24 protein-coding genes and 2 tRNA genes are annotated in these 24,114 nt (G+C 32.5%); 14 read left to right on the top strand and 12 right to left on the bottom strand.

Annotated elements, in window-relative coordinates; genetic code table 11:
• The first annotated feature begins 33 nt into the window (after window positions 1-33).
• Together Q0829_RS00465 and Q0829_RS00470 are read left to right on the top strand one after the other, a co-directional pair.
• Window positions 34-873, top strand: a complete 840-nt coding sequence (locus Q0829_RS00465; protein WP_298538688.1) for an NAD(P)H-binding protein — start codon at window positions 34-36, stop codon at window positions 871-873.
• A gap of 50 nt (window positions 874-923) precedes the next feature.
• Window positions 924-1,064: a hypothetical protein gene (locus Q0829_RS00470; protein WP_298538690.1), complete on the top strand. Its 141-nt coding sequence runs from the start codon at window positions 924-926 to the stop codon at window positions 1,062-1,064.
• 99 nt (window positions 1,065-1,163) lie between these two features.
• On the opposite strand, the gene Q0829_RS00475 is transcribed toward Q0829_RS00470, so the two are convergent.
• A tRNA-Ser gene (locus tag Q0829_RS00475) sits at window positions 1,164-1,248 on the bottom strand.
• Between the two features lie 171 nt (window positions 1,249-1,419).
• Here Q0829_RS00475 and Q0829_RS00480 point away from each other — a divergent pair.
• A complete protein-coding gene (locus Q0829_RS00480) occupies window positions 1,420-2,472 on the top strand; it encodes a M28 family metallopeptidase (RefSeq protein WP_298538692.1) in 1,053 nt (350 codons plus the stop codon).
• 95 nt (window positions 2,473-2,567) lie between these two features.
• Here the strand turns inward: Q0829_RS00480 and Q0829_RS00485 are convergent.
• The 4 genes from Q0829_RS00485 to Q0829_RS00500 form a co-directional block, all read right to left on the bottom strand.
• A tRNA-His gene (locus tag Q0829_RS00485) sits at window positions 2,568-2,643 on the bottom strand.
• Window positions 2,644-2,702: 59 nt separating this feature from the next.
• On the bottom strand, window positions 2,703-3,419 hold the full coding sequence (gene bshB1, locus Q0829_RS00490; protein ID WP_298538694.1) for a bacillithiol biosynthesis deacetylase BshB1: 717 nt from the start codon (window positions 3,417-3,419) through the stop codon (window positions 2,703-2,705).
• Between the two features lies 1 nt (window position 3,420).
• Complete coding sequence (locus Q0829_RS00495; RefSeq protein ID WP_298538696.1) at window positions 3,421-4,590, bottom strand: PLP-dependent aspartate aminotransferase family protein; 1,170 nt, start codon at window positions 4,588-4,590, stop codon at window positions 3,421-3,423.
• A gap of 103 nt (window positions 4,591-4,693) precedes the next feature.
• Window positions 4,694-6,937 (bottom strand): response regulator, encoded by a 2,244-nt coding sequence (locus Q0829_RS00500; protein WP_298538697.1) that lies wholly within the window; start codon window positions 6,935-6,937, stop codon window positions 4,694-4,696.
• Window positions 6,938-7,210: 273 nt separating this feature from the next.
• Here Q0829_RS00500 and Q0829_RS00505 point away from each other — a divergent pair, with 273 nt between their 5' ends.
• The 9 genes from Q0829_RS00505 (at window position 7,211) to ribB (ending at window position 15,883) form a co-directional block, all read left to right on the top strand.
• Window positions 7,211-7,849 (top strand): peroxiredoxin, encoded by a 639-nt coding sequence (locus tag Q0829_RS00505; RefSeq protein ID WP_298538700.1) that lies wholly within the window; start codon window positions 7,211-7,213, stop codon window positions 7,847-7,849.
• A gap of 87 nt (window positions 7,850-7,936) precedes the next feature.
• Window positions 7,937-8,251, top strand: coding sequence for a thioredoxin family protein (locus Q0829_RS00510; RefSeq protein WP_298538702.1), 315 nt, complete (start codon window positions 7,937-7,939; stop codon window positions 8,249-8,251).
• Window positions 8,232-8,489 (top strand): hypothetical protein, encoded by a 258-nt coding sequence (locus tag Q0829_RS00515; RefSeq protein ID WP_298538704.1) that lies wholly within the window; start codon window positions 8,232-8,234, stop codon window positions 8,487-8,489. The genes Q0829_RS00510 and Q0829_RS00515 overlap by 20 nt, the downstream gene beginning before the upstream one ends.
• 127 nt (window positions 8,490-8,616) lie before the next feature.
• Window positions 8,617-9,117, top strand: a complete 501-nt coding sequence (gene tpx / locus Q0829_RS00520; protein WP_298538706.1) for a thiol peroxidase — start codon at window positions 8,617-8,619, stop codon at window positions 9,115-9,117.
• A 9-nt stretch (window positions 9,118-9,126) separates the two neighbouring features.
• Window positions 9,127-9,495: a diacylglycerol kinase family protein gene (locus Q0829_RS00525; protein ID WP_298538709.1), complete on the top strand. Its 369-nt coding sequence runs from the start codon at window positions 9,127-9,129 to the stop codon at window positions 9,493-9,495.
• 67 nt (window positions 9,496-9,562) lie between these two features.
• Window positions 9,563-12,052, top strand: coding sequence for a DNA translocase FtsK (locus Q0829_RS00530; RefSeq protein WP_298538711.1), 2,490 nt, complete (start codon window positions 9,563-9,565; stop codon window positions 12,050-12,052).
• Between the two features lie 53 nt (window positions 12,053-12,105).
• Window positions 12,106-12,741, top strand: coding sequence for an outer membrane lipoprotein carrier protein LolA (locus Q0829_RS00535; protein WP_298538713.1), 636 nt, complete (start codon window positions 12,106-12,108; stop codon window positions 12,739-12,741).
• A gap of 73 nt (window positions 12,742-12,814) precedes the next feature.
• Window positions 12,815-14,662: an LptF/LptG family permease gene (locus Q0829_RS00540; protein WP_298538714.1), complete on the top strand. Its 1,848-nt coding sequence runs from the start codon at window positions 12,815-12,817 to the stop codon at window positions 14,660-14,662.
• Window positions 14,663-14,731: 69 nt separating this feature from the next.
• A complete protein-coding gene (gene ribB, locus Q0829_RS00545) occupies window positions 14,732-15,883 on the top strand; it encodes a 3,4-dihydroxy-2-butanone-4-phosphate synthase (protein ID WP_298538717.1) in 1,152 nt (383 codons plus the stop codon).
• A gap of 11 nt (window positions 15,884-15,894) precedes the next feature.
• Here ribB and Q0829_RS00550 read toward each other — a convergent pair whose 3' ends face one another.
• From Q0829_RS00550 to Q0829_RS00560, 3 genes are all read right to left on the bottom strand, one after another.
• Window positions 15,895-17,085: a DegT/DnrJ/EryC1/StrS family aminotransferase gene (locus Q0829_RS00550; RefSeq protein ID WP_298538719.1), complete on the bottom strand. Its 1,191-nt coding sequence runs from the start codon at window positions 17,083-17,085 to the stop codon at window positions 15,895-15,897.
• Window positions 17,086-17,170: 85 nt separating this feature from the next.
• Complete coding sequence (locus Q0829_RS00555) at window positions 17,171-17,626, bottom strand: thioredoxin family protein (protein ID WP_298538721.1); 456 nt, start codon at window positions 17,624-17,626, stop codon at window positions 17,171-17,173.
• A 69-nt stretch (window positions 17,627-17,695) separates the two neighbouring features.
• A complete protein-coding gene (locus Q0829_RS00560) occupies window positions 17,696-18,325 on the bottom strand; it encodes an NAD(P)H-dependent oxidoreductase (protein ID WP_298538723.1) in 630 nt (209 codons plus the stop codon).
• Between the two features lie 90 nt (window positions 18,326-18,415).
• Between Q0829_RS00560 and Q0829_RS00565 the strand changes: the two genes are divergently transcribed.
• On the top strand, window positions 18,416-18,811 hold the full coding sequence (locus tag Q0829_RS00565) for an acyl-CoA thioesterase (protein WP_298538725.1): 396 nt from the start codon (window positions 18,416-18,418) through the stop codon (window positions 18,809-18,811).
• Window positions 18,812-18,869: 58 nt separating this feature from the next.
• Here the strand turns inward: Q0829_RS00565 and nhaC are convergent, their stop codons facing one another.
• Window positions 18,870-20,354, bottom strand: a complete 1,485-nt coding sequence (gene nhaC / locus Q0829_RS00570; RefSeq protein WP_298538727.1) for a Na+/H+ antiporter NhaC — start codon at window positions 20,352-20,354, stop codon at window positions 18,870-18,872.
• Window positions 20,355-21,551: 1,197 nt separating this feature from the next.
• Here nhaC and Q0829_RS00575 point away from each other — a divergent pair.
• A complete protein-coding gene (locus tag Q0829_RS00575; RefSeq protein WP_298538729.1) occupies window positions 21,552-22,211 on the top strand; it encodes a CPBP family glutamic-type intramembrane protease in 660 nt (219 codons plus the stop codon).
• On the opposite strand, the gene Q0829_RS00580 is transcribed toward Q0829_RS00575, so the two are convergent.
• The 3 genes from Q0829_RS00580 to Q0829_RS00590 are packed head-to-tail and all read right to left on the bottom strand — an operon-like array spanning window position 22,208 to window position 24,092.
• Window positions 22,208-22,780: a non-canonical purine NTP diphosphatase gene (locus Q0829_RS00580; RefSeq protein ID WP_298538731.1), complete on the bottom strand. Its 573-nt coding sequence runs from the start codon at window positions 22,778-22,780 to the stop codon at window positions 22,208-22,210. The two genes, Q0829_RS00575 and Q0829_RS00580, sit on opposite strands and share 4 nt — an antisense overlap.
• 39 nt (window positions 22,781-22,819) lie before the next feature.
• Window positions 22,820-23,344 carry an HAD family hydrolase gene (locus tag Q0829_RS00585; protein WP_298538733.1) on the bottom strand — a complete coding sequence of 175 codons (525 nt, stop codon included), beginning with the start codon at window positions 23,342-23,344 and terminating at the stop codon, window positions 22,820-22,822.
• A complete protein-coding gene (locus Q0829_RS00590) occupies window positions 23,328-24,092 on the bottom strand; it encodes a Rossmann-like and DUF2520 domain-containing protein (protein WP_298538736.1) in 765 nt (254 codons plus the stop codon). The genes Q0829_RS00585 and Q0829_RS00590 overlap by 17 nt, the downstream gene beginning before the upstream one ends.
• Window positions 24,093-24,114 lie beyond the last annotated feature (22 nt).

Consider the following 24,114-nt stretch of genomic DNA (forward strand, 5'->3'; position numbering starts at 1 on the left):
GCCTGTCGATAGACAGGTTTAAAAACAAATGAAATGAAAACAGAAAACATTTTAGTTATCGGAGGAACTGGAAAAACAGGAAGAAGAATTGTTAAACAACTAGAAGTGTTGGGTCATAATGTGAGAATTGGTTCCAGGTCGAACAGCCCATCATTTGACTGGCATCAGCCTGAAGATTGGGATGCGGCTGTAGATGGAATGGATAAAATATATATTACCTATCAACCAGATTTGGCAGTACCTGGAGCATTGGAGGCTATTGAACAATTGGTAAAGAAATCAAAACGCGCAAATGTCAAAAAGTTAGTACTACTTTCTGGTAAGGGCGAACGAGAAGCGCAATTGTGTGAACAAGTGGTTATTCATTCTGGATTAGACTTTACGATTGTACGAGCAAGTTGGTTCAATCAAAATTTTAGTGAAAACTTCTTACTAGAACCTATTTTAGATGGATTCGTAGCTCTGCCACAAGCAGAAGCAAATATCCCTTGGGTGGATGTTGATGATATTGCCGAAGTTGTTGTCAAATCACTAACAGAAGACAAACACAATGGCGAGATATACGAATTAACAGGAGTAAGAACACTCACTTTTAAAGAAGCCGTTGCTGAAATTGCGAAGGCAAGCAATCGCAACATCACTTTTGTTCCCATTACGGTACAGGAATATGGAGAAGGTATGCGAAAAGCAAACCTGCCAGAAGATTTTATTTGGCTTATCGAATATCTATTTACTGAGGTTCTGGGAAATCCTGAACTAGCAGAAATTTCTAATGACATCGAAAAAGTTTTAGGTAGAAAGCCTATTGACTTTAGCGAGTATGCATCCAAAGTTGCTAAAACTGGTGTATGGAATCATAAGAGTTTAGTATAATAAATGATTTTTTTAAATCGGATGTTTAACAATTTTTTAAAAAAAGTAATATGAAAAAGAAATGGGCATTAGGATTAATTTTTGGAGCAGGAATTGGGCTTGGAGTAGGTGTTTTAACCGATAATATTGCAATTGGATTAGCTCTTGGAGCTGGCTTAGATTTGGTTTTTGGATCTGTAATTAAAAAATAACTTTTTAGATACAAAAAAATATCAGATACAGGTTTTTGTCAATGATATTATCCGTCAAAAATAAAACCCTTGTAAATCAATTGTTTACAAGGGTTTTTGCGGAGAAAGAGGGATTCGAACCCCCGGAGGTGTGACCCTCGCTGGTTTTCAAGACCAGTGCATTCGACCACTCTGCCATTTCTCCAGTGTTTAGTCTCATCAGGTATTCCCTGAATGCGGGTGCAAATATAATAACCTTTTTTAATTCTATGAAGATTTTTTTTAATTAATTTTTGATAATTTTTTTAAGAAAACATTCGCAAAATGATCTCCCCCTAAATCTGTATATTGCATAGTGTTATAAAAAAAGAATTCAATGAGAAATATTTTAATTGTTTTTAGTTTATCAATTCTTTATTCCTGCGGCAGTTCACAGAATTCATCAAATACTGGTAGTTCTAATTCTTCAAAAGCGAAAGAAGCTACATTGGATGTTGCGTCCTATGCAGAAACTATTACTTCAGAAGAACTTAAAGAATACTTGTTTACGTTTGCAGGAGATGATTTTGAAGGCAGAGATACAGGAGAGCCTGGCCAGAAAAAGGCAGCAGAATTTTTAAAAAATCAATATAAAAGAATGAATATTCCATCACCAATTGGCGATGATGATTATTTTCAGGTAATACCGGAAAGTTATTTTAGAGGAGGTATTAAATCTTCAGAAAATGTATTGGCTTATATTAAAGGTTCAGAAAAACCTAATGAAGTTGTAGTAATATCTGCTCATTATGATCACGTAGGAGTAGATAGTAAAGGTAATGTATATAACGGGGCAGATGATGATGGATCCGGAACTGTTAGTCTGTTGGAGATAGCTGAGGCTTTTGCAAAAGCAGTTAAAGACGGTCAAGGACCTAAGAGATCTGTATTGTTTTTACACGTTACCGGTGAAGAAAAAGGATTATATGGATCAAGGTATTATACAGAAAATCCTATTTTTTCATTAGAAAATACCATCACAAATCTTAATATCGATATGATTGGCCGTATTGATAAAGATCACGAAGGTGATGATAAGAGTAATTATATATATATAATTGGTAGTGACAGATTGAGTACCGAATTACATAATTTAAGTGAAGAGGCAAATACTAAATATACCAAACTCAATCTCGACTACACATATAATGCTAAAGATGATCCTAACCGATTCTATTATAGGAGTGATCATTATAATTTTGCAAAACATAATATTCCAATCATATTTTATTTTAATGGTGTTCATGAGGATTATCATCAGCCAACGGATACTGCTGATAAAATAGAATATGATCTGATGACTAAGCGAGCTAAACTTGTTTTTTATACGGCTTGGGAAGTAGCGAATAGAGAAAAAAGATTAGTAGTAGATGGTATTGGAAGCGAATAGTCAAAGTTTTTAATAAACATTAAGGAATTTAATTGACCATTCCATTATATATAAATTAAAAAGACTCTGCATAAGCAGAGTCTTTTTTTTTAAAAGGGTGGAAGACGGGATTCGAACCCGCGACCCTTGGTACCACAAACCAATGCTCTAACCAACTGAGCTACAACCACCATTTAATTTCGGCTGCAAAAATAAGGCATTTTTATATTTCTACAAAGCAAAAAATGAAATTATATTAGATCAAAAATGGAATCTACTGCAACATAGCGTTCTACGGTATAACCTTCTGCATGTGCTACACCAATAATTCTTCCAAAATCAGCCGCTCGATACTCAATACTGTCTTTAAAATTCTTACTTGATATTGGGGTAGATGGCGCTTTACTGTCTGTATCATAAAATTGAGTTTTGTATGCCATTACGCTCTCCATCTTTTTATCCATATATCCGCTTATATCAACAACAAAATCAGGTTTAAGAATTTCCCATTGAATATAATGATATACTTTTTTTGGCCTCCAGGCAGCTTGAGTTTTACCATTTATGGATGTTTCAATTTTGCGTAAACCAGATAAGAAACAAGCATCACTAGTTAATTTGCTTCCTTTTCCGTGATCTATATGACGATCTTTAACAGCGTTACAAAGAACAATTTCTGGTTGATATTTTCTTAGTATCTTAATGATAGCTAGCTGATGAGCTTCATCATTCGTAAAGAAGCCGTCTCTAAAACCTAAGTTCTCCCTAATAGATACACCAAGTATTCTTGCAGCATCTTTTGCTTCTTGGTCTCTTATTTCAGGAGTTCCTCTTGTTCCGAGTTCCCCTCGGGTAAGATCTAATATCCCAACTTTTTTACCGTTATCAATTTCTTTTGCTAGCGTGCCCGAACAACTTAATTCTACATCATCCGGATGTGCTCCAATAGCCAGGATATCTAATTTCATATTAGTGTTCAAGTTCTAGTATCTTAATTTTTTCTAATGCTTGTTGTATATCGCTTATTAAGTCTTCTTTTTCTTCAATGCCAACACTAAATCTTAATAATCCATCTTTAATTCCTTGATGTTCTCTTTCTTCTTCTGTAAGTAAAGCATGTGATGTTAATGTAGGCGAAAGGATGGTGCTTTCTACACCAGCTAGACTCATAGAACTTTTTATAAGTTTTAGCTCTTTTTGAAATTTACTGGCATCCAATCCTTTTTTTAATTCAAAAGACAACATTCCGCCGAAACCTTTCATTTGTTTTTTCGCTATTTCGTAATCAGGGTGTGATTTTAATCCAGGATAATACACAGCTTCAATATCCTCGTGCTTTTCTAACCATTTAGCCATTTTCTTGGCATTCTTGTTTTGCTGTTTTACTCTTAATCCTAGAGTCTTTATACTTCGTTCTAACATCCATACGGTGAAATCACTTAAACTGCCTCCTAGATTTTTTGCTAAATGAAATATTTGTTCGATATTCTTTTCTGAAGATACTACGGCTCCAGCAAGTATATCGCTGTGTCCTCCTAAATATTTTGTTGCAGAGTGTAAAACAATATCAATACCTAATTCTATAGGGTTTTGATTTACTGGTGAAGCAAAGGTATTATCAATCATTGTTATAATTCCTTTCTTCTTCGCTAATTCTGATATAGCTTTAATATCTGTTATAGTTAATAAAGGGTTAGAAGGAGTTTCAATGTATATAACCTTAGTGTTTTCTTTAATTTTTTCTTCAAATCCGCTGATGTCCTGAGAATCTACAAAAGAATATTCTATACCATATTTGCTGAATTCTTCATTTACCAGGTTGACAGTTCCTCCATATAGCGTACGCTGTAAAACTATATGATCACCTTTTCTAAGAAAAGCCAATAAGGTAGTACTTATAGCTGCCATACCACTGCCAAAAATAAGAGAAGATTCTCCTTTTTCTAAACGTGCAATTTTTTTACATAATGCCTCCTGATTAGGAGTGTTAAAATAGCGAGGATATCTTTTAATATCTACATCTTCAAAAGCATATGAAGTGGAAAGATAGATGGGTGATATCGCTCCTTTAAATTGTTTGTCTTCTATTTCCCCAATATGGGTGCAAATGGTATTAAAACCTGTGTTTTTTGAGTTCATGTTCGTGTAATAAGCTTAGAAATTGTGCTCTAAAATAATATATTCGGTGGTAAGTACGATATGCTTTAACAGAATAAATTATTCGATGAGATAGTTTTAGAATCTAACTTATATACTTCACTTTCGAAATATTTTTCATGATTGTCTGGAAGAATTGTTGAGTGTCATAAGGTTTAATGATTACATCATTCATTCCCACAGATAATGCTTGATCTCTAATTTCTCCTTCTTCTACCGCAGTAAGCGCAATAATAGGGATGTGTGTATTAAAAGTTCGAATAACTGTAGTGGCGTCCAAACCATTCATCTCTGGCATATTGATATCCATTAGAATTAGGTCAAAACTTTCGCTTTTTACCATCTCGATAGCATTCATACCATTACTAGCTAAATTACAGGTATATCCTTTCTTCTTTAGGATGTTTTGGGTTACAATCTGATTAATTTTATTATCATCAACAATAAGAATATTAAAATTGGTTGTTCCAATACTGATTGTTTCCCCTGTTTTAGATGAAATATCTTGTTCTTTAACCGCTTTTTCGTAACTCAGATCAAATGTAAACTCAGATCCAACTCCATCCTCACTATTAATAAAAATCTCACTGTTATGAAGATGAATTAATTTTTTTACAATAGCTAAACCGAGTCCGGTACCTTCATATTCCTGGTTTTGATTCTTTACTTGTGCAAAATTATCAAAAATAGTCTCCTGCTTACTTTTAGGAATACCAATACCATCATCTTTTATAATAAAACGTAATTTGTAGTTGTCATCTTGATAGTCAAGACAATTTACTTTTATCCAGATGTTTCCGTTATTTGTAAATTTAAGAGCGTTACCAATTAGGTTGATTAATATTTGTGACAATCTCACTGAATCACCAAGTAGTGTGGTTTTTATATTGCGATCGATATCAATATGTACCGTATTACTATTGTGTTTTTGCTTAGAATGAAGCGAATTTACAATCCCTTCAATAAGTGATCTTAGGTCAAAAGAAACTTTTTCTAGTTTAACCTCATTAGTTTCAATTTTACTTAATTGTAATACATCATTAATTAAGGCGAGTAAGTAGTCTCCAGAGAATTTTAGAGATTCCAGATATTCATTCTTCTTTTTCTCTTCTGGGTTCTCCATAAGCAGAGAGGTAAGACCTATAACTCCGTAAAGAGGTGTTCTTAATTCGTGGCTTACAGTGGATATAAATTGTGATTTAAGAGTGGAAACCTGCTCAGCAGTTTCCTTAGCATTTACAAGTTCCTTATTTTTTTCTATAAGATCGTTGTTTAGTTTCTTCTTTTGTAGATTATTTTTGTAAGCACTAATTAAAAATGCAAGAGAAATTAAAATTAATACAACACCAAGAATAATACTGATCTGCCATTTAATCTCTTTAGAATAGTTTTCATCATCTTTCTTATTAGCTTGTTCTACTTGATCTTTCATCTGATCTACTCCAAACTCAATAGTAGCTTTGAGTAACTCAATTTCTTTTGTTAGATCTTTTGATTTAGAGAGACTTTCATAGTGTTTTTCTAGAAAAGGAGTTGCTAATTCGAACTCTTTTTGGCTTTTGTGAATTTTATATTTTGTCATGTAAGAAGTCGCTAACTCCTTATGATAAGTAGAAATTAATATTTTGTTGTTATTGGTGTTAGTAATTTCTTCAGCAGCAAAGGCTATCGCATTTTCTACGTGTTCATTAGCTCTTTCATATCTTCTTACTCTTAAAAAATATTTACCAAGCAAGTTGCTTAATTTGGTTTTTTGAGGACTAGATATATTCATGTCCGAACCAATCAAGGCTCTTACCTTAGTTAGGTACCCATCACTGGTCTTGTAGTCATCATTATTAATATAATGTTCCGCAAGATTTAATAAAGGTTTCACCATCTTAGTAGTGTCCTTGATCTCTTTGGCGATTTGGTAACCTTTATTGTAATGTTCAATTCCTTTATATAATGTAGAATCTGATTTTATAAAAAGGTTTCCTAGATTATTATATAGCTTAGCTTTTAGATAAGTAGTCTTTGAGCTGGAAGCATAAGTAAGTGCAGTTCTATAATTAGTAATAGCAATACTTTCTTGATTATTCAATTCGTGTACTCGCGCAATAACATCATGAATCTTAGCTAGATTTTTTTCGTCATCATTATATTTTGCAGTTTTATATGCTATTTGAGCCTTTTCTAAAGCTTGCTCATATTTATATTCTTCTAATAGAACTTCGGCTTCCTCAATATATGATTGAATATCATTTCCATCCAATGAAGTTTGGGCCAAAGTATTTAGCGAAATAAATACTATAAAAATTATAACTACTTGATTAAGAAAGTTTCTCAACTTGTTAAGTTTTTAGTCAATGGTTAAAGCGAAAATACAAAAATAGATTGTATGAAGTGTTAATCATCGTGTAAAAAGAACAATTTATCCGTAATTTATGTAAGGTATTTCATTTTCTTGTAAGAATATTTTAAATAACTGAAGGAATTTTAATGTATTGGCAAAAACTATCAATATATAGAAAATTAAAATTATCCTTGTGTTAAGGTTCGGTTAGGAGGTGTATATTTGCCACTTCAAAAATTAATTAATTACACTTTTAAATAAAAAAAAATGGCATTTGTAGGTAAAAAATTTCCAAATCTTAGTGTTGATGCAATGAATGATATGGGGGATACTTTCAAACTTAATGTGTTGGAAGAAGCAAAAAATAACAACAAAAAAGTATTACTATTTTGGTACCCAAAAGATTTTACTTTTGTGTGTCCAACAGAATTACATGCGTTTCAAGAAGCTTTAGCTGAATTCGAAAAAAGAAATACTATAGTTATTGGTGCTTCTTGTGATACTCCTGAAGTTCATTTCGCGTGGTTAAATACATCTAAAGATAATGGAGGTATAGAAGGTGTTACATATCCTATATTGGCAGATTCTAATCGTAATCTTTCAAATACGTTAGGGATTTTAGATATCACAAATGAAACATATAACGAAGAAACTGGTGTTGTTACAGTAGAAGGTGATAACGTTACCTATAGAGCGACTTATTTAATTGATGAAGAAGGTACCGTTTTCCATGAAGGCGTAAATCATATGCCTGTTGGAAGAAATGTAGCTGAGTTTTTAAGATTAATTGATGCATACGCTCACGTTCAGAAAAATGGAGAAGTATGCCCAGCAAACTGGGAAGAAGGTAAAGATGCAATGTCTGCTAATAGAGATGGAGTAGCTTCTTACTTAGCTGCTCATTAAAAAGAAGATCTTTTGATTTGATTTTATAAAACTTCTCTGAAGTACGCTTCAGAGAAGTTTATTCTTAACCTTATAATTATATAAATTATGATCCAAGAGTTAACTACGGATAATCTTTCTGAAGTTGTAAATGATAATACCACAGTGGTAGTTCAGTATTCTGCTACTTGGTGTGGTAATTGTAGAATAATGAAACCTAAGTTTAAGAAACTAGCTTCAGAAAAAAATGATACTACTTTTATTATCGTTGATGCAGAAAAAAATCCTGAATCCAGAAAAATGGCTACAGTAGATAATCTTCCTACTTTTGCCACTTTTAAAAATGGAACTTTTGTAAATCAGGTACAGACTAATAAATTTGATGTTTTAAAAGAATTAGTAGATGAAGTTACCAATAATTAAACATCTTACTTCTTTTGTAGAAGAAAACGATGAGGATTTTCTTGTAGAGACCATCGAGACTTTAGAATCATTAACCGAAGTTCCTTCATTAAAAGATGATGAATTAGATGTAATAGGAGAATTAATTTCTAATATGTACGGAGCTATCGAAGTGAATAAAATGATTAAAGATGGTACTTCTAAAAAAGAAGCCTTAAATAGTTTTATGCAACGTGTGATGGGGTCTATTGATTCCTAAAAAACTTCTTGATATAAGCAAAAAAGCCTTCTGTAGTAGAAGGTTTTTTTATTTTCATAAAACTTTACGTAAAATACCATATAATCTTACTAATTTTATAGCTCTAAAAAAAACACAAATAATTATTATGGCGGCAATAACACTAGGCGGAAACGCAATACATACAAATGGAGAATTACCTAAGGTAGGTGAAAAAGCTCCCGATTTTGAATTGGTAAATACAGATTTATCATTGTCAAAACTTTCTGATTATAAAGGCTCAAGAGTTGTTTTGAATATTTTTCCGTCGGTAGATACAGGAGTTTGTGCTGCTTCGGTTAGACAATTTAATAAAGAGGCAAGTAACTTATCAAATACCAAAGTTCTTTGTGTATCCAGAGATTTGCCATTTGCTCAAGCTAGATTTTGTGGAGCAGAAGGTTTGGAAAATGTAGTGAATCATTCGGATTTCAGAGATGGGAAATTTGGAAAAGATTACGGCTTAGAAATTATTGATGGTCCTATGCAAGGACTTCACTCTAGAGCAGTCATCGTAGTTAATGAAGAAGGCACAATTGTGCATACTGAACAAGTACCAGAGATTGTGCAAGAGCCTAATTATGCTGAAGCCATAAAGACGTTGGCATAATTCTCTTATATGAGTAAAATTTCTAATTTTATTACGGGTAGGATACGAGGTTGTGGATATGCATTAAAAGGAGCATTGATATTACTTAGAACCGAACCAAGTATACAAGTACAGGCTGTCATAGCGATTATTATGACAGCCTTAGGTTTTTATATGAATATAACTGCTACTGAGTGGATTTTACAAACTTTTGCCATTGGGCTTGTGATGAGTATCGAAGGGCTAAATACTACCGTAGAAGCAATTGCGGATTTTATTCATCCTGATTTTCACGATAAAATAGGTTTCATTAAAGATATTGCAGCAGGAGCAGTATTTATAGCTGCAGTAATAGCGGTTATTGTAGGCTGTATTATTTATCTTCCTTATTTATTATAGAAAATTTTTTTTCCATTTTTACGTTCCAATATAGATATTCGTATTTTTGCGATAACACACCCAAAAAATGGCAAAAAAAAAAGCAACAACAAAAAGGAAAACCACAAAAAAACCTAAAACTCCTTTAAAAGAAAGATTTACTTTATCAAGACAGCAAAAAGTTGTTTTGGGTAGTTTCTTATTTTTTTTGGGGATAGCATTATTCTTTGCATTTGTATCTTTTTTCTTTAATTGGAAAATAGATCAAAGTGAAATTTCTCAATTTCCAAATAGAACTTCTTCGGCAAAAAATTGGCTTAGCATTTCGGGTGCTAAAGTAAGTGACTTTTTCATTTTTAGAGGTTTTGGTATTTCAGCTTTGATTCTTCCGGTTCTTATTTCACTTACAGGGGTCTACTTGTTTTTTGACTTAAACAGAAAGAAACTAGCTGGGTTCTGGTTTTGGGGAACACTGGTAATGTTATGGATTTCAGTGATTTTTGGATTTGTACAAAAAGAAAGCGGTTTACTTGCAGGGGTCATAGGATATGAAGTTAATGACTTTATGCAGGACTATATAGGGTTTATCGGAACCGTATTGGTATTAGCCTTTTTTGCTATTGTCTATATCGTAGTTCGTTTAAGATATACTCCAGAAAAGATATCTGCTTCTTTAAAAAAGACACAAACGGAAATCACAAAAGACTATCAGTCAGGTAAAAAGATTAATGGTACGAAGAGTTTACCAAAAGAAGATAAAAAAGAAGACAAAAAGGAAGATGCAGAGAAAGAAAGTTTATCTCTTGGTGACACGAAGGATCTTTCATTGAATACCGTTACAGAAAAAATTAAAGAAAAAACCTCTCTTTTCGGAAGTAAGAAATCTGCTGAGACTACAAAAACAACTGTAAACGAGTTTTATGGAAATCCTGAGAATCAGTCTGATGAGATTCCAGAAAAATTGATTATCAAGTCAGAGGATAATCCAGAGGATATAGCGATGGAAGTAGAGACTATCGTCGAAGAAGAAGAAGTAGAAAATCTTAGTGCTAAATTAGTAAAGGATTTTGGAGAATTTGATCCAAAATTAGAATTAGGGAATTATAAATTTCCAGCTATTGATTTACTCAAGGATTACTCAATACAAAACGGAGGAATAACTATTGATCAGGGAGAACTCGAAGAAAATAAAAATCGTATAGTAGAGACGCTGAAAAACTATAAGATAGAAATTGCTCAGATTAAGGCAACTGTTGGTCCTACAGTAACTTTATATGAAATTGTACCAGAAGCAGGAATTCGTATTTCGAAAATTAAAAACCTTGAAGATGATATAGCATTGTCATTGGCTGCATTGGGAATTAGGATTATAGCACCAATTCCTGGTAAAGGAACCATTGGTATCGAAGTTCCTAACAAAAAATCTACAATAGTTTCTATGCGATCGGCAATTGCCTCATCGAAGTTTCAGGAAGCAGAAATGGAACTTCCTTTATCTCTTGGTAAAACAATTTCTAATGAAACTTTTGTGGTTGACTTGGCAAAAATGCCGCACTTATTAATGGCAGGAGCTACAGGACAGGGTAAATCTGTTGGGCTAAACGCAATTTTGACTTCTTTGTTATATAAAAAACATCCTGCAGAAGTAAAGTTTGTGTTAGTGGATCCTAAAAAGGTAGAATTAACATTATTCAATAAAATAGAACGTCATTATCTTGCCAAACTACCGGATACAGATGAAGCTATTATAACGGATAATAATAAAGTGATTAACACACTGAACTCTCTTTGTATAGAGATGGATGCTCGATATGATTTGTTGAAAAATGCAATGGTTCGAAATATAAAGGAGTATAACACCAAATTCCGAGCACGGAAGCTAAATCCAGAAAATGGACATAAGTTTTTACCTTATATTGTTTTAGTAGTAGATGAGTTTGCCGATTTGATAATGACAGCCGGTAAAGAAGTAGAAACACCGATCGCTAGATTAGCGCAATTGGCGAGAGCAATAGGAATACATCTTATTATTGCAACACAGCGACCTTCTGTTAATGTGATAACAGGTATGATCAAAGCGAATTTTCCAGCCAGAATTGCATTTAGAGTAACTTCTAAAATTGATTCTCGTACTATTTTAGACACGGGAGGAGCAGACCAGTTAATTGGTCGTGGAGATATGTTATATACACAAGGTAATGATCTTGTTAGAATTCAATGTGCTTTTGTGGATACTCCAGAAGTAGAGCGGATAACTGATTATATAGGTAGTCAAAAAGCATATCCTGATGCACACCTATTACCAGAATATTCAGGAGAGGAAAGTGGCACAAGTCTTGATATAGATAAGAAAGATAGAGATAAACTTTTTAATGAAGCGGCAGAAGTTATTGTCACAGCGCAGCAAGGTTCGGCGTCTTTATTGCAGAGAAAGCTTAAACTGGGTTATAACAGAGCCGGAAGATTGATTGATCAGTTAGAAGCTGCTGGTATTGTAGGTCCTTTTGAAGGAAGTAAAGCCAGACAAGTTTTAATAACTGATTTAATAGCTCTGAAACAGTTATTAGACTCAGAGTAATTATAGTAAATTTGTAGAATAAAAGAGATTTTTAAATACATAGACATAAATAGATGATAAAGAGAATATTTTTTTTAGTTATTACCCTTTTTATTGCTACTGCTCAGGCGCAAGATGCAAAACAACTTTTAGATGAAGTGTCTACTAAGGTTAGAAGTTATGATAATATTGTTATAGGATTTAAATATGCCCTGAATAACCCTGCAGAGAATGTTTCTCAGGAGACAAGAGGAGATGTTACTCTATTAGGAGATAAATACTTATTGAATCTAATGGGGACTGAACAAATGTATGACGGTAAGAAATTACATATTATTATTCCTGAAGATGAGGAGATAAATATTTCTTCTCAAAGTGCAGAAGATGATGCGAGTGTTACACCTTCTAAAATGCTTACGTTTTATGAAGATGGATATACTTCTAAATTAGATATAGTTCAAAACGTACAAGGAAGAAAAATTCAGTTTGTAAAATTAATTCCAATCGATTCTAAGAGTGAATTAAAAGAGATTTTATTAGGAATTGATAAGCAAACAAAGCATATTTATAAACTTATTCTTATGCAGAATAATGGAACAAATATTACGATAACGGTGAATAGTTTTAAGACAAATCAGCCGCTTTCTAAAACCTTATTTGTTTTTAACGAATCAAAATATAGCAATTATTACATCAATCGTTTAGATTAGTAATATATTTAGACATTAATTTATAATCAATACCCATCCCGAAGATTTCGGGATTTATTTTAGTAGCGAATAGGTGAAAATACTTGACAGATATATTCTAACGACGTTTTTAAAGACTTTTTTCCCACTCTTTATTATTATCATGTTTATCCTTTTATTGCAAACAATCTGGTTGTTTATCTCAGAGTTAGCAGGAAAAGATTTAGATTTTTCAGTGATAATAAAGTTTTTGACATACGCTACGCCTAGGTTAATACCGATGGTATTACCACTTACTATATTGCTTACTTCTATCATGATCTTTGGTAATTTTGCAGAGAACTATGAGTTCGCTGCAATGAAATCATCAGGTATTTCTTTACAGAGAGCAATGAGAACCTTATCGGTGTTTATCTTTTTTGTTGGGATTGGAGCATTTTTATTTTCCAATACAGTAATTCCCAATTCAGAAAGAAAGTTTGTTAACCTTAGGAAAAATATAGTAAAAGTCAAACCTGCTATGGTAATTACTCCCAATCAATTCAATGATTTGGGAGACATAAACATACGAGTATCTGAAAAATATGGAGATAATGATCAATTTATTAAGGATGTAATTATTCATAAAAAAGGAGTTAGAGCAGGTAATTTTACAGTAATAAAAGCCACTGACGGTGAATTAAAGGGAAGCATTGATTCTGACTTAATTACGTTGGTACTTAATGATGGAAATTATTACGATGAAATCCAACAGAAATCTCCTAAACAAAGAAAAAAACTGCCATTTGCTAAAACCTATTTTAAGCAGTATGTTCTTAATATGGACTTGTCTTCTTTAGATAATGTGGATATGGATGCTCAGCAATATAGTAAAGGGTATAACATGCTAAATGTAAGTGGGCTTAAAAATGAAATAGATACATTATCGATCCAAGTAAATGATGAGGTTGTATCTACACAAGAAGATGTAAATAGAAGAAATGGATTTAAAGAGCTAAATAGAAATCTAAAAATAGATACACTAAAAAAAGCAACTGTTGATACATTAGATTTGATAAATGATCGCTTTAATGTAAGACAGAAATCACAAATCTATAACCTTGCATTTTCTAATGTAGATGGGGTTATTAGAAGAATACAAACATCCAAAAGAACATTAGAAGTAAAAAAAAGAGCGCTTAATAAGTACGAGATGTCATTGCATGATAAATATGCATTGGGTATTGCTTGTGTTCTGTTATTTTTTGTAGGAGCTCCGTTAGGTGCAATTATTCGTAAAGGAGGATTAGGATTGCCAATTGTGATCGGAGTAGTACTTTTTCTTACGTATCATTTTATCGGAATTTTTGCAAAAAATGGGGCAGAAGAAGGAGGAGTTCCACCATTTGTTGGTTCTTGGCTTTCTACATTCATCATATTTCCTCTGAGTATATTTTTAACGTATCGAGCAACTAGGGATAGAGGGTTTGTTAGCTTCGATATTCTAATTCAACCTATTAGAGATTTTTTTGAGAAGAAATTCAGTAAATCAAAAGAAAACAAAGTTGAAAATTCATTAGTTGATGAAGAGATTGATGTGGTTATTGATGAAAACATTTTGTTACAAGCTGAAAAGGATAAAAGTGATTTTCAGGAAAACTCAATATTAGTAATTTCATTGTTTATACTCTTAGTGTTAGTGAATACCGCTATTACTTTAATATCAAAAGGTACTGGTGATAGTAAAATTATGCTTTTGCTTTTTAATTGTTTAGGGATTATAGCATACCTAGTGTTTTACTTTAAATCTTATGTTAGTCATAGAAGTTTTTATGCTCATTTTAAAGGAATTATAAATAAACCTTCATTATTGTTATTTTTTATACTTGGCATTCCATTGTATCCATTTGTTTATTTCTATTATAAAAATAAAATGAACAAAGATTTGAACAAAATCAGATAATTAGAGGATACTGTTCCATTTAAGAATTATATCAATTACCTTTGTTGTCAAATTAAGAATTCTATCATTATGTCACAGGTTACGGAGACCAAAAACAAATTGAAATTGAACACCATACAAGAAGCTATTGACGATATTCGTCAGGGGAAGGTGATTATAGTCGTTGATGATGAAGATAGAGAGAATGAAGGAGATTTTTTGGCTGCAGCCGAAAAGGTAACTCCAGAAATGATCAATTTTATGGCGACACACGGACGAGGACTAATTTGTACTCCTATTACAGAACAACGTTGTGAAGACCTGAAACTGAATATGATGGTTGATAACAATACGGATCCCATGGAAACAGCCTTTACAATTTCTGTGGATCTAAAAGGTAATGGTGTTACTACTGGTATTTCTGCTAGTGATCGTGCTAAGACTGTTCGTGCACTGATTGACTCAGAAACGAAATCTCATGAGTTAGCTAGACCAGGTCATATTTTTCCATTAAAAGCAAAAGAAGGTGGTGTTCTAAGAAGAACAGGCCATACCGAAGCAGCAATAGATTTTGCCAGATTAGCAGGTCTACAGCCAGCAGGAGTGATTGTAGAAATAATGAATGAGGATGGTACGATGGCACGTCTCCCGCAATTGGTAGAAGTGGCTAAGAAATATGATCTTAAGTTAGTTTCTATCGAAGATCTGGTAGCATATAGAATGCAACACGATTCACTAATCGAAAAGAAAGAAGATTTTGATATAGTTACTCGTTTTGGTAAATACAGACTGAGAGCGTATAAACAAACCACGAATAATCAAATTCATATAGCATTAACAAAAGGGAGTTGGACCGATAATGAATCAGTGTTGACACGTATTAATTCGACACTGTTTAATAATGATATTTTGGGAACACTAACTAATAATGCAGATAAGCGATTAGATGCTATGTTTACCCGAATTAATAAAGAAGGAAAAGGGGCTATTGTTTTTATTAATCAAGAAAGTCAATCTTTTAATCTGATTAATCGCTTAAAGGCTTTAAAAGAAGTCCAAACAGGAGAAGAAGTAGTAAAAGCACCAAAAATAGTTATGGATACTAAAGATTTTGGTATCGGCGCTCAGATTTTACACGACCTTAATATTCATAAATTACGATTGGTATCTAATACCGTGCAACAAAAACGTGTAGGTATGATAGGATACGGACTAGAAATAGTAGAATATGTAAATTATTAGAAAGTCATTTTTTATAAAATACTTTGTAGAGCTTCAATCATTTTTGAGGCTCTTTCTTTTACATCACTTTCAGACCAACTTACTTTTATCAAGCATGAAATAGTTCTACCCATCCAGGCATCGCTCGCATTAAAAGAGCGATTATTTTTTTGAAGTCCAGTTTGTTGTTCTTCAGAAAGTTTATTTAAAGATTTTGGCTCTAATAAGTGTTCCCACTTCTTATAATAATGCCAGTTGTTATCAAACCAATAAAAACAGGCGTCTACTCCGTGTTCACCAAGGATTTTGTGTCCTTTTCTCGCTAAATCTTCAGTGGGAAGGAATAGGTTTAAAAAAGCATAACTTTCTACTCCAGTTTCTGGAACTCTTCTAAACGTAACTTCAGGAATAGCGGTTAGCGCATCTCTAAGAATAGTATAGTTTTTTTTCTGTAGATCTAAAGTATGATCTAGCTTTCTTAATTGAGCAATTCCTACAGCCGCATTTAATTCAGATAGTCTGTAGTTGTATCCTAAAAATGGATGTGTTTCTGCACCTCGATCATTCCCAATATGATCATGTCCATGATCTTGATACTTATGGGCATTTTCAGCGTACTTTTTAGAATTTGTGATCAGACCACCGCCTTCTCCACAAGTAACTGTTTTTACATAATCAAAAGAAAAACATCCCAAGTCTCCGTAACTACCTAAAGGTTTACTATCAAAAGTTCCACCGATAGCTTGACAAGCATCTTCTAATAAAATCAGATTATGTTCGTCACAGATAGTTTTTAAAGCTTTAAGGTCAGCCATAGAACCGCACATATGTACTGGCATTACCACTTTGGTTTTTGATGTAATCGCTTCTTTTACTGCTTTAGGGTCTAAAGTCAAAGTATCGTCAATATCACACAAAATAGGAGTAGCACCAACCGATAATATAGCTTCGAAACTAGCAACAAATGTAAAAGTCGGCATAATTACTTCATCTCCAGATCCAACACCTGCAGAAGCTAATGCAACAGTTAGGGCTGCTGTTCCACTTGATACCACCTGAGCGAATTCCGTTTGCATTCTGGAAGCTAGATCTCTTTCTAGTTCTAAGGCTTTGTGATGTCCATTTCGATTACCATCAAAACCGTAGCGCATTAAAACTCCATTGTCTAATACATCTTGAACTTCTTTCTTTTCTTCAGTTCCAAATAGCTCGAATCCTGGCATAGGTACAGTGTTAAATTAAAAAACTCTCTTCGGCAAAAATACCGAAAAGAGTTTTGATAATATAATGTGTAACTTATCTTTTTAATTAATAGTTATCGATAATCATGGTTACAAAACTAAAGTATCTACTGGGGTCTCGTAAAGAAGAACTATAAGAACCTTGAGAACCAAGTATTTTGCCTTTATCATCAAGTGCAATAATATTTGGGAAACCACCTTGTTTGTTGTATTTACTTAATAATTTTTTATTTGCTTTTAGTTGTTCTTCAGAAATTATATCCATTCTTCTAGGGATATCTACTTTAAGTAAAACTACTTTTTGTGATTGATTTTTAAATTTCTGAGTCGAAAAGAAATCTTCATGAAGCATGATACAAGGAGCGCACCAGTCACTACCTGTGAAATACATAAGAATAGGTTTTTTGGTATCTTTAGAAACTTGTTTTGCAGTTTCAAAATCTGTTAACCAATGTAAATCATCCTCTTGCGCAAATACAGCTGAGGTAATTATCAATGACACAAACAGCACTACTTTTTTCATATTATCAAGTTTTGGGTATGACAAAAATATAACATTTTTTATACTCCAAATATCTTGCCAAGTAATTGTTTATAAAATAATTACTGTTTCATTAATGGAACGTCTTACTTTTTTAAACTCTGCAAACATATCATCATCAGCACGATAACCAACTGGTAGTACTAAGACCGAAGTAAGACCACGTTGTGTAAGATTAAGAACTTCGTCATATTTTTCAGGAATAAAACCTTCCATCGGACAAGCATCTATTTTTTCAGTAGCGCATACAGTTAATAAATTACCCATTGCTAAATAAGCCTGTTTAGCGGCCCAATTGGTAATCTCATCAGCAGGTTTGTTCTTAAAAGAATCAACGAGTTGTTCCTTAAAGGGTTTAAGTATCTCATCAGAAGTGTTTCTTATCGCTTTTACGTTATCAAAATACTTAGTAATGTATTCTTCTCCAACAGTATTTTCGATGCAAAAGACCAATACATGAGATGCATCTGCAACTTGTTGTTGATTCCAAGAATGTTCAGTAAGTTCTTTCTGAATTTCTCTATTATGTAGCACAACCAATTTTAATGGCTGTAATCCATAAGAAGTAGCAGTAAGATTAAAAGCTTCTGTAAGTATATCTATTTTCTCTTGAGGGAGTATACGTGTGTTATCAAATTTTTTTGTAGCATATCGCCATTGTAGGCTTTCGATAATTTCCATTCTAATTTTTTAAAAATTATACCACAAAGATACAGGTATAACAAGTATCTTTATTCATCAAACTGATAAGAAAAAACTATATCACATTATATGAATACTATAGATGAATTGATCCAAAAATCTGAGACTAGAATCTTTAAAGCTGTTTTTCCTAATACGACCAATCACTATGAGACTTTGTTTGGTGGAACTGCCTTACAATTTATGGATGAGGTCTCTTTTATATGCGCTACTCGTTTTAGTAGAAAAAAAGTAGTAACGATTTCTACAGGTAAAATTGATTTTGAAAAACCAATTCCACAAGGAACGATTATAGAATTAGTAGCTAAGGTAAGTGAGGTAGGAACAACTAGTTGTACAGTACAAGTAGATATTTATAAAGAAGATATGTATAATTATGATCGTGAAATAGCCGTTTCCGGAATGTTCAAGTTTGTAGCTATTGATAATGATAAAAAACCTATTCCAATTATTGATAAAAGCTGAAAATTAAAAAATCGTATTCTTTTAAAGAATACGATTTTTTATAGTGATAAAGCTTTTGTTATTTATCTCCTAACTGTTTGATTTTTATTCTAAAAGCTGCAAAAAGTAATGTAGTAAAAGGACTTAGCCAATTGAAGACTGCAAAAAAGAAATAATCTACCACGGGAACACCTAAAACACCACTTTGATAAGCTCCGCAAGTATTCCACGGAACCAAAACGGAAGTTACTGTTCCCGAATCTTCCAAGGTTCTACTTAAATTTTCAGGAGCAAGCCCTTTATCCCTAAACGCTTTTGCATACATTCTACCAGGTACTACGATCGCTAAATATTGATCTGAAGCAGTAACATTTAATGCAAGACAACTGGCAACGGTACTGGCAAATAATCCAAATACAGAATCAAACATACTTAATAGAGCTTTACTGATTCTGGCTAGTGCTCCAATAGCATCCATAACACCGCCAAAGACCATTGCACATACGATTAACCAAATAGTGCCCAACATTCCAGACATTCCACCAGCTGTAAATAGGTCATTCAATTCTTTACTAGAGGTCTCTACAGCAGTGTCCACGGTCATTGCTTTCATAACACCTATATACGCAGATTTAAAATTCAGTGTTTCACTACCAGCAATATTCATTACAATATCTGGTTGAGCTATAATTGCGGCAATAGCACCTAATAATGTTCCAGCTAACAAAGCAATTAAAGGAGGTGTTTTTTTGATAATAAGCCCAATAACAATTATTGGAACGATAAATAACCAAGGTGATATCGTAAACGCACTTTTGATAGCTGTTAGTTGTTCCCCAATTTCAGGAGTACCGGTGGTATCAAGCGTGAATCCAATTATGATAAATATAATTAACGTGATCACTATCGTTGGTACTGTAGTGTATGTCATGTATTTTATATGAGAAAATAATTCTCCACCAGCCATAGCAGGAGCAAGATTTGTAGTATCAGATAAAGGAGACATTTTATCACCAAAATATGCTCCGGAAATAACAGCACCAGCCGTCATTCCTAAAGAAATTCCTAATGTATCTCCAATTCCAATTAATGCAATACCTACTGTAGCAGAGGTTGTCCAGGAACTACCTGTAGCTATGGAAATAATCGCACAGATAATTACGCAAGCAGCTAGGAAAATAGTAGGATTAAGAATTTGTAATCCGTAATAAATCATTGTTGGAATAATACCACTTATGAGCCAAGTACCAGCTAATGATCCAACCATTAACAATATGAGTAATGCTCCAGTTGTAGATTTTACGTTGCGAGCAACTTCTTCCATCATTTGTTTGTAGGATACCTTATTAAAGAAACCTACTATGGCAGCTACAGCTGCGCCTAATAGCAGTATAAATTGATTACTACCACTTAACGCATCATCGCCAAAAGCATAGTATACGTTATAAAACAACATACCTACTAATGCAATAATGGGAATTAGTGCTTCCCATATGTTTAATTCTTTATTTTCAATAACTTCTTCGTTTTGGGGATCAGTAGGAGTGATATTTTGGCTTTCCATATATAATATTCGAAATTTTAAGGATGTAATGTTACGATATTAATAAAATTTATGCAACGTATTCCTTTCGTTTAATTGTTAAAAGGATTAGTGTGTATTGTTGTAAAATAAATTAAAATGCATATAATCGAATAAAAATGCATTTTGTCGATTATTTAATGTAAATTTGTTCCATTATTTTTGTGGACATATGATGTTAAAATACTTTTGTGTCATCAAAGGAAAGATATTAAGAAATTAAATATATACCGAAAGAGAAAAATTGGAATTGATTGTTTATGTTTTTTTGCCCCTACAAATTTGATTTCCCCCAAAGTTAAATTTGACAAGTTATAAAGCCTCAGAAATGAGGCTTTTTTTTGTTTTTCCAATATTGAATTAATGTTTGAGTAAATCATAATTTTTTTAATGTTAAATAAAACCAGCGCTATTAGGAAATTTAGGTTTTATATTGATTGATGAATATGTAATTGAAATTGGTTTGTCCATTTTCAATACCTGTTCAGTATACTGTATGGTTTAGTAAAAATCTTACTTTTCAAGTGATATTGTTGTTTTTTAATCAATTATTTGTGTTTTATCGATTTAATATGTTTTTTGTCGATTATTTGTGTAATCTTATTACCGTATTTTATATAAAGTTATCGTGTATCTTGTACTTTTGAAATGTGAAAGAATTAGAGTTACAAATAGAATTAGTTTTGTTATTTCGCCCTGAAATAATTAGATAACTCTAAAAATTTAGAGAACTAAACTTTTTTTGCCCAAATTAAATTTACCTACTAATAAGCCTCATACCCCAAGAGGCTTTTTTTTATGATATAATTTTTCTTCATTTATAATATCTAAACCGATAACTTCTTCTTCAATATTATTAGGAAAATTCTTATTTCATCATTGGTTTTAAATAGCTAATGAATCATTTTATAAATTTAAAATTGTATTTCGTCGATTAAAAACGCATTTAAACGATATTTTTATGTTTTTGTATAAGTGATTTCTTGATGTTTTTAGTATGTTGCAGTACTTTTGAAGTGTTGTTAATGATTGATATAAGTTGAATTAGTTTTTATGGTATATCAGATACCAATTACCCCAAGATTGTAAATTAAATAATCCCCAAATTTGATTTCCTTACTAAAAGCCTCTTGCCCGGAGGCTTTTTTATTTGTTAAAAAATTACTTGTTTCATTTTTTATGCTGAAATTAGTAGAAAACAAAACGATGCAACCTACTTTTGCCCGAGGACTGGAATTATTCTGTCTATTTATTCTACTACCAGTTAGCTTCTTATTTTCATACCCTCCGTTCATAAAAGTGGGGTTCGTAGTTATTGGGTTTATTTATATTTTGTTTCACCTCAAGAGATCAAGCTTATTAAAAATAAAGTTTCCAGATAAAATTTATTGGAAACCATTTTGGCGAGAGACTGTTATTAAGTTGGCCATTGTGATTATAATTACTAGTCTATATGTTTTTTGGATAGCTCCGGATAAACTATTTTCTGTAGTAATTAAGAAACCAATTTTGTGGATTGTTATTTTGTTTGTTTATACCTTCTTATCCGTTTGGCCACAAGAAATTATATATCGAACATTTTTTTATGATCGATATGAGTCCTTGATCAAAAATAAATGGTTGTTTATTTTTATAAACGCGATCCTTTTTTCATTAGCTCATATATTCTTAAGAAGTTTTCTAGTGCAGCTACTTACTTTTCTGGGAGGTTTATTATTTGCATTTACTTATCAAAGGACAAAATCAACTACTTTGGTGTCTATAGAACACGCAATTTATGGAAATTGGCTTTTTACTGTGGGGATGGGGGAGATGTTAGCATTTCCCGGCGCAGATTAGTTGTTTAAAAATGCTACCAATTTTTTCACTGCCTTCGCTCGATGACTAATATTGTTTTTTTCTTCCAGTGGAAGTTCTGCAAATGTTTCATTGTATCCATTTGGTAAAAAAATCGGATCATATCCAAAACCTTTCGTACCTCTTTTTTTAATAGTTATAGTTCCTGGGCAAATACCCGTAAACGTTTCTAACTTATTATTAATATGAAGCGCTACAACTGTTTTAAATTGGGCTTTACGATCTTTTTTTTCCTTTAGGTTGTTTAGGAGTTTATCCATATTAGCATTAGAATCCTTAGCTTCTCCCGCATACCGAGCAGAAAATACACCAGGATCACCATTTAGAATATCTACTTCTAATCCTGTGTCATCTGCAAAGCAATCATATCCATAATTTTCTTTTATATATTGAGCCTTTTGTATTGCATTACCTTCAATTGTTGGGGATGTTTCAGGAATATCTTCGGTGCAACCTATATCTACTAAGCTTAGTAATTGAATATGAGATGGAACCAACGCTTGTACTTCTTTTAGTTTATTGGGATTGTTTGTGGCAAAAACTAGTTTCATTTAAGAAATATCTTTTTTTGAGTTAGTTTGATAAAATATTTAGGCTTTGGCATCATAATTCTCAACCCATTTTCCTTGTACTTTAAGTACTTGCTCGATGACATCTCTAACGCAACCTTTTCCTCCTTTTTTAAAGGAAACATATTTAGAAACTTCTTTTATTTCTGCTACGGCATCTTGCGGACAGGTTGGTAATCCTACCATTTTCATTACAGGTAAATCCGGAATATCATCACCCATATATAATACATTTTCGATTTTGATATTCTTATTGCTCATATATTCGTTTAGCTGATCAACTTTATGATGAGCTCCCAGGTAGATATCTTTAATTTCTAAACCTTCTAATCTCTTTCTAACTCCTTCATTTTTTCCGCCAGATATGATACATAGATTAAAACCTTGTTGTACGGCAGTCTTTAATGCATATCCATCCTTGATATTCATAGTTCTCAATAACTCTCCATTAGTATTGATGATTACCGTTCCATCGGTAAGAACACCGTCGAAATCAAAGATAAAAGTGGTGATATGTTTTAAATATTCTTTATAACTCTTTTCCATATTTAGATTGTATTGCTTTGGTAAGCATTTTGTATAATTGTTTTTGTGAGTCGTCTTTTAGAATTTCCAGATGTCGATCAATTGTCAGAACATCATTACGAATAGCGGGTCCAGTTTGAGCAATATCGGGTTCGATCTCAATTATTTTTTTAGCGGTTTCTTGAATCAGTGGATGTAAAATTTCAAAAGGGACCTTATTTTCATTACAGATCTCATTTCCGACAGAAAACATATAATTCGTAAAATTATTGACGAACACTGCCGCTACGTGTAATACATTTCTTTGATCAGAGGAAATATCGTATACTTTTTGTGATAATATAGAAGCTAGATTTTTTAGAACAATAACATCTTTTTGTCGATCTGCTTCTATACAAAAAGGAATTTTGCTATAATCAATCTTTTTTGTAGCACTAAATGTTTGTAATGGATAGAAAACTCCACGAGAATTTTTATCATCAATAGCTTTAATTGGTACACTACCAGAAGTATGGACAACTAACCTATTCTGGAAAGGTAAGGTGTTTGATACCTTTTTTATGGCATCATCACTGATAGCTAAAATGTATAGGTCAGCTTTTTTCAACTTATTTAGATCATTAGTAATAGTAGCTGCTTTTTGATCTTTATGTATTCGTATTCCTTTTCTGTTATAGCATTGTATTATTGCTACAGAACTTTGATTTAAAAAAGCTGTATACAAATGTTGCGCTACATTTCCTGCACCAAGGATAACAATTGTAATCATTTGGCTAAAATAAGGAAGATAC

Source organism: uncultured Aquimarina sp., assembly GCF_947492405.1.
GTDB lineage: Bacteria > Bacteroidota > Bacteroidia > Flavobacteriales > Flavobacteriaceae > Aquimarina.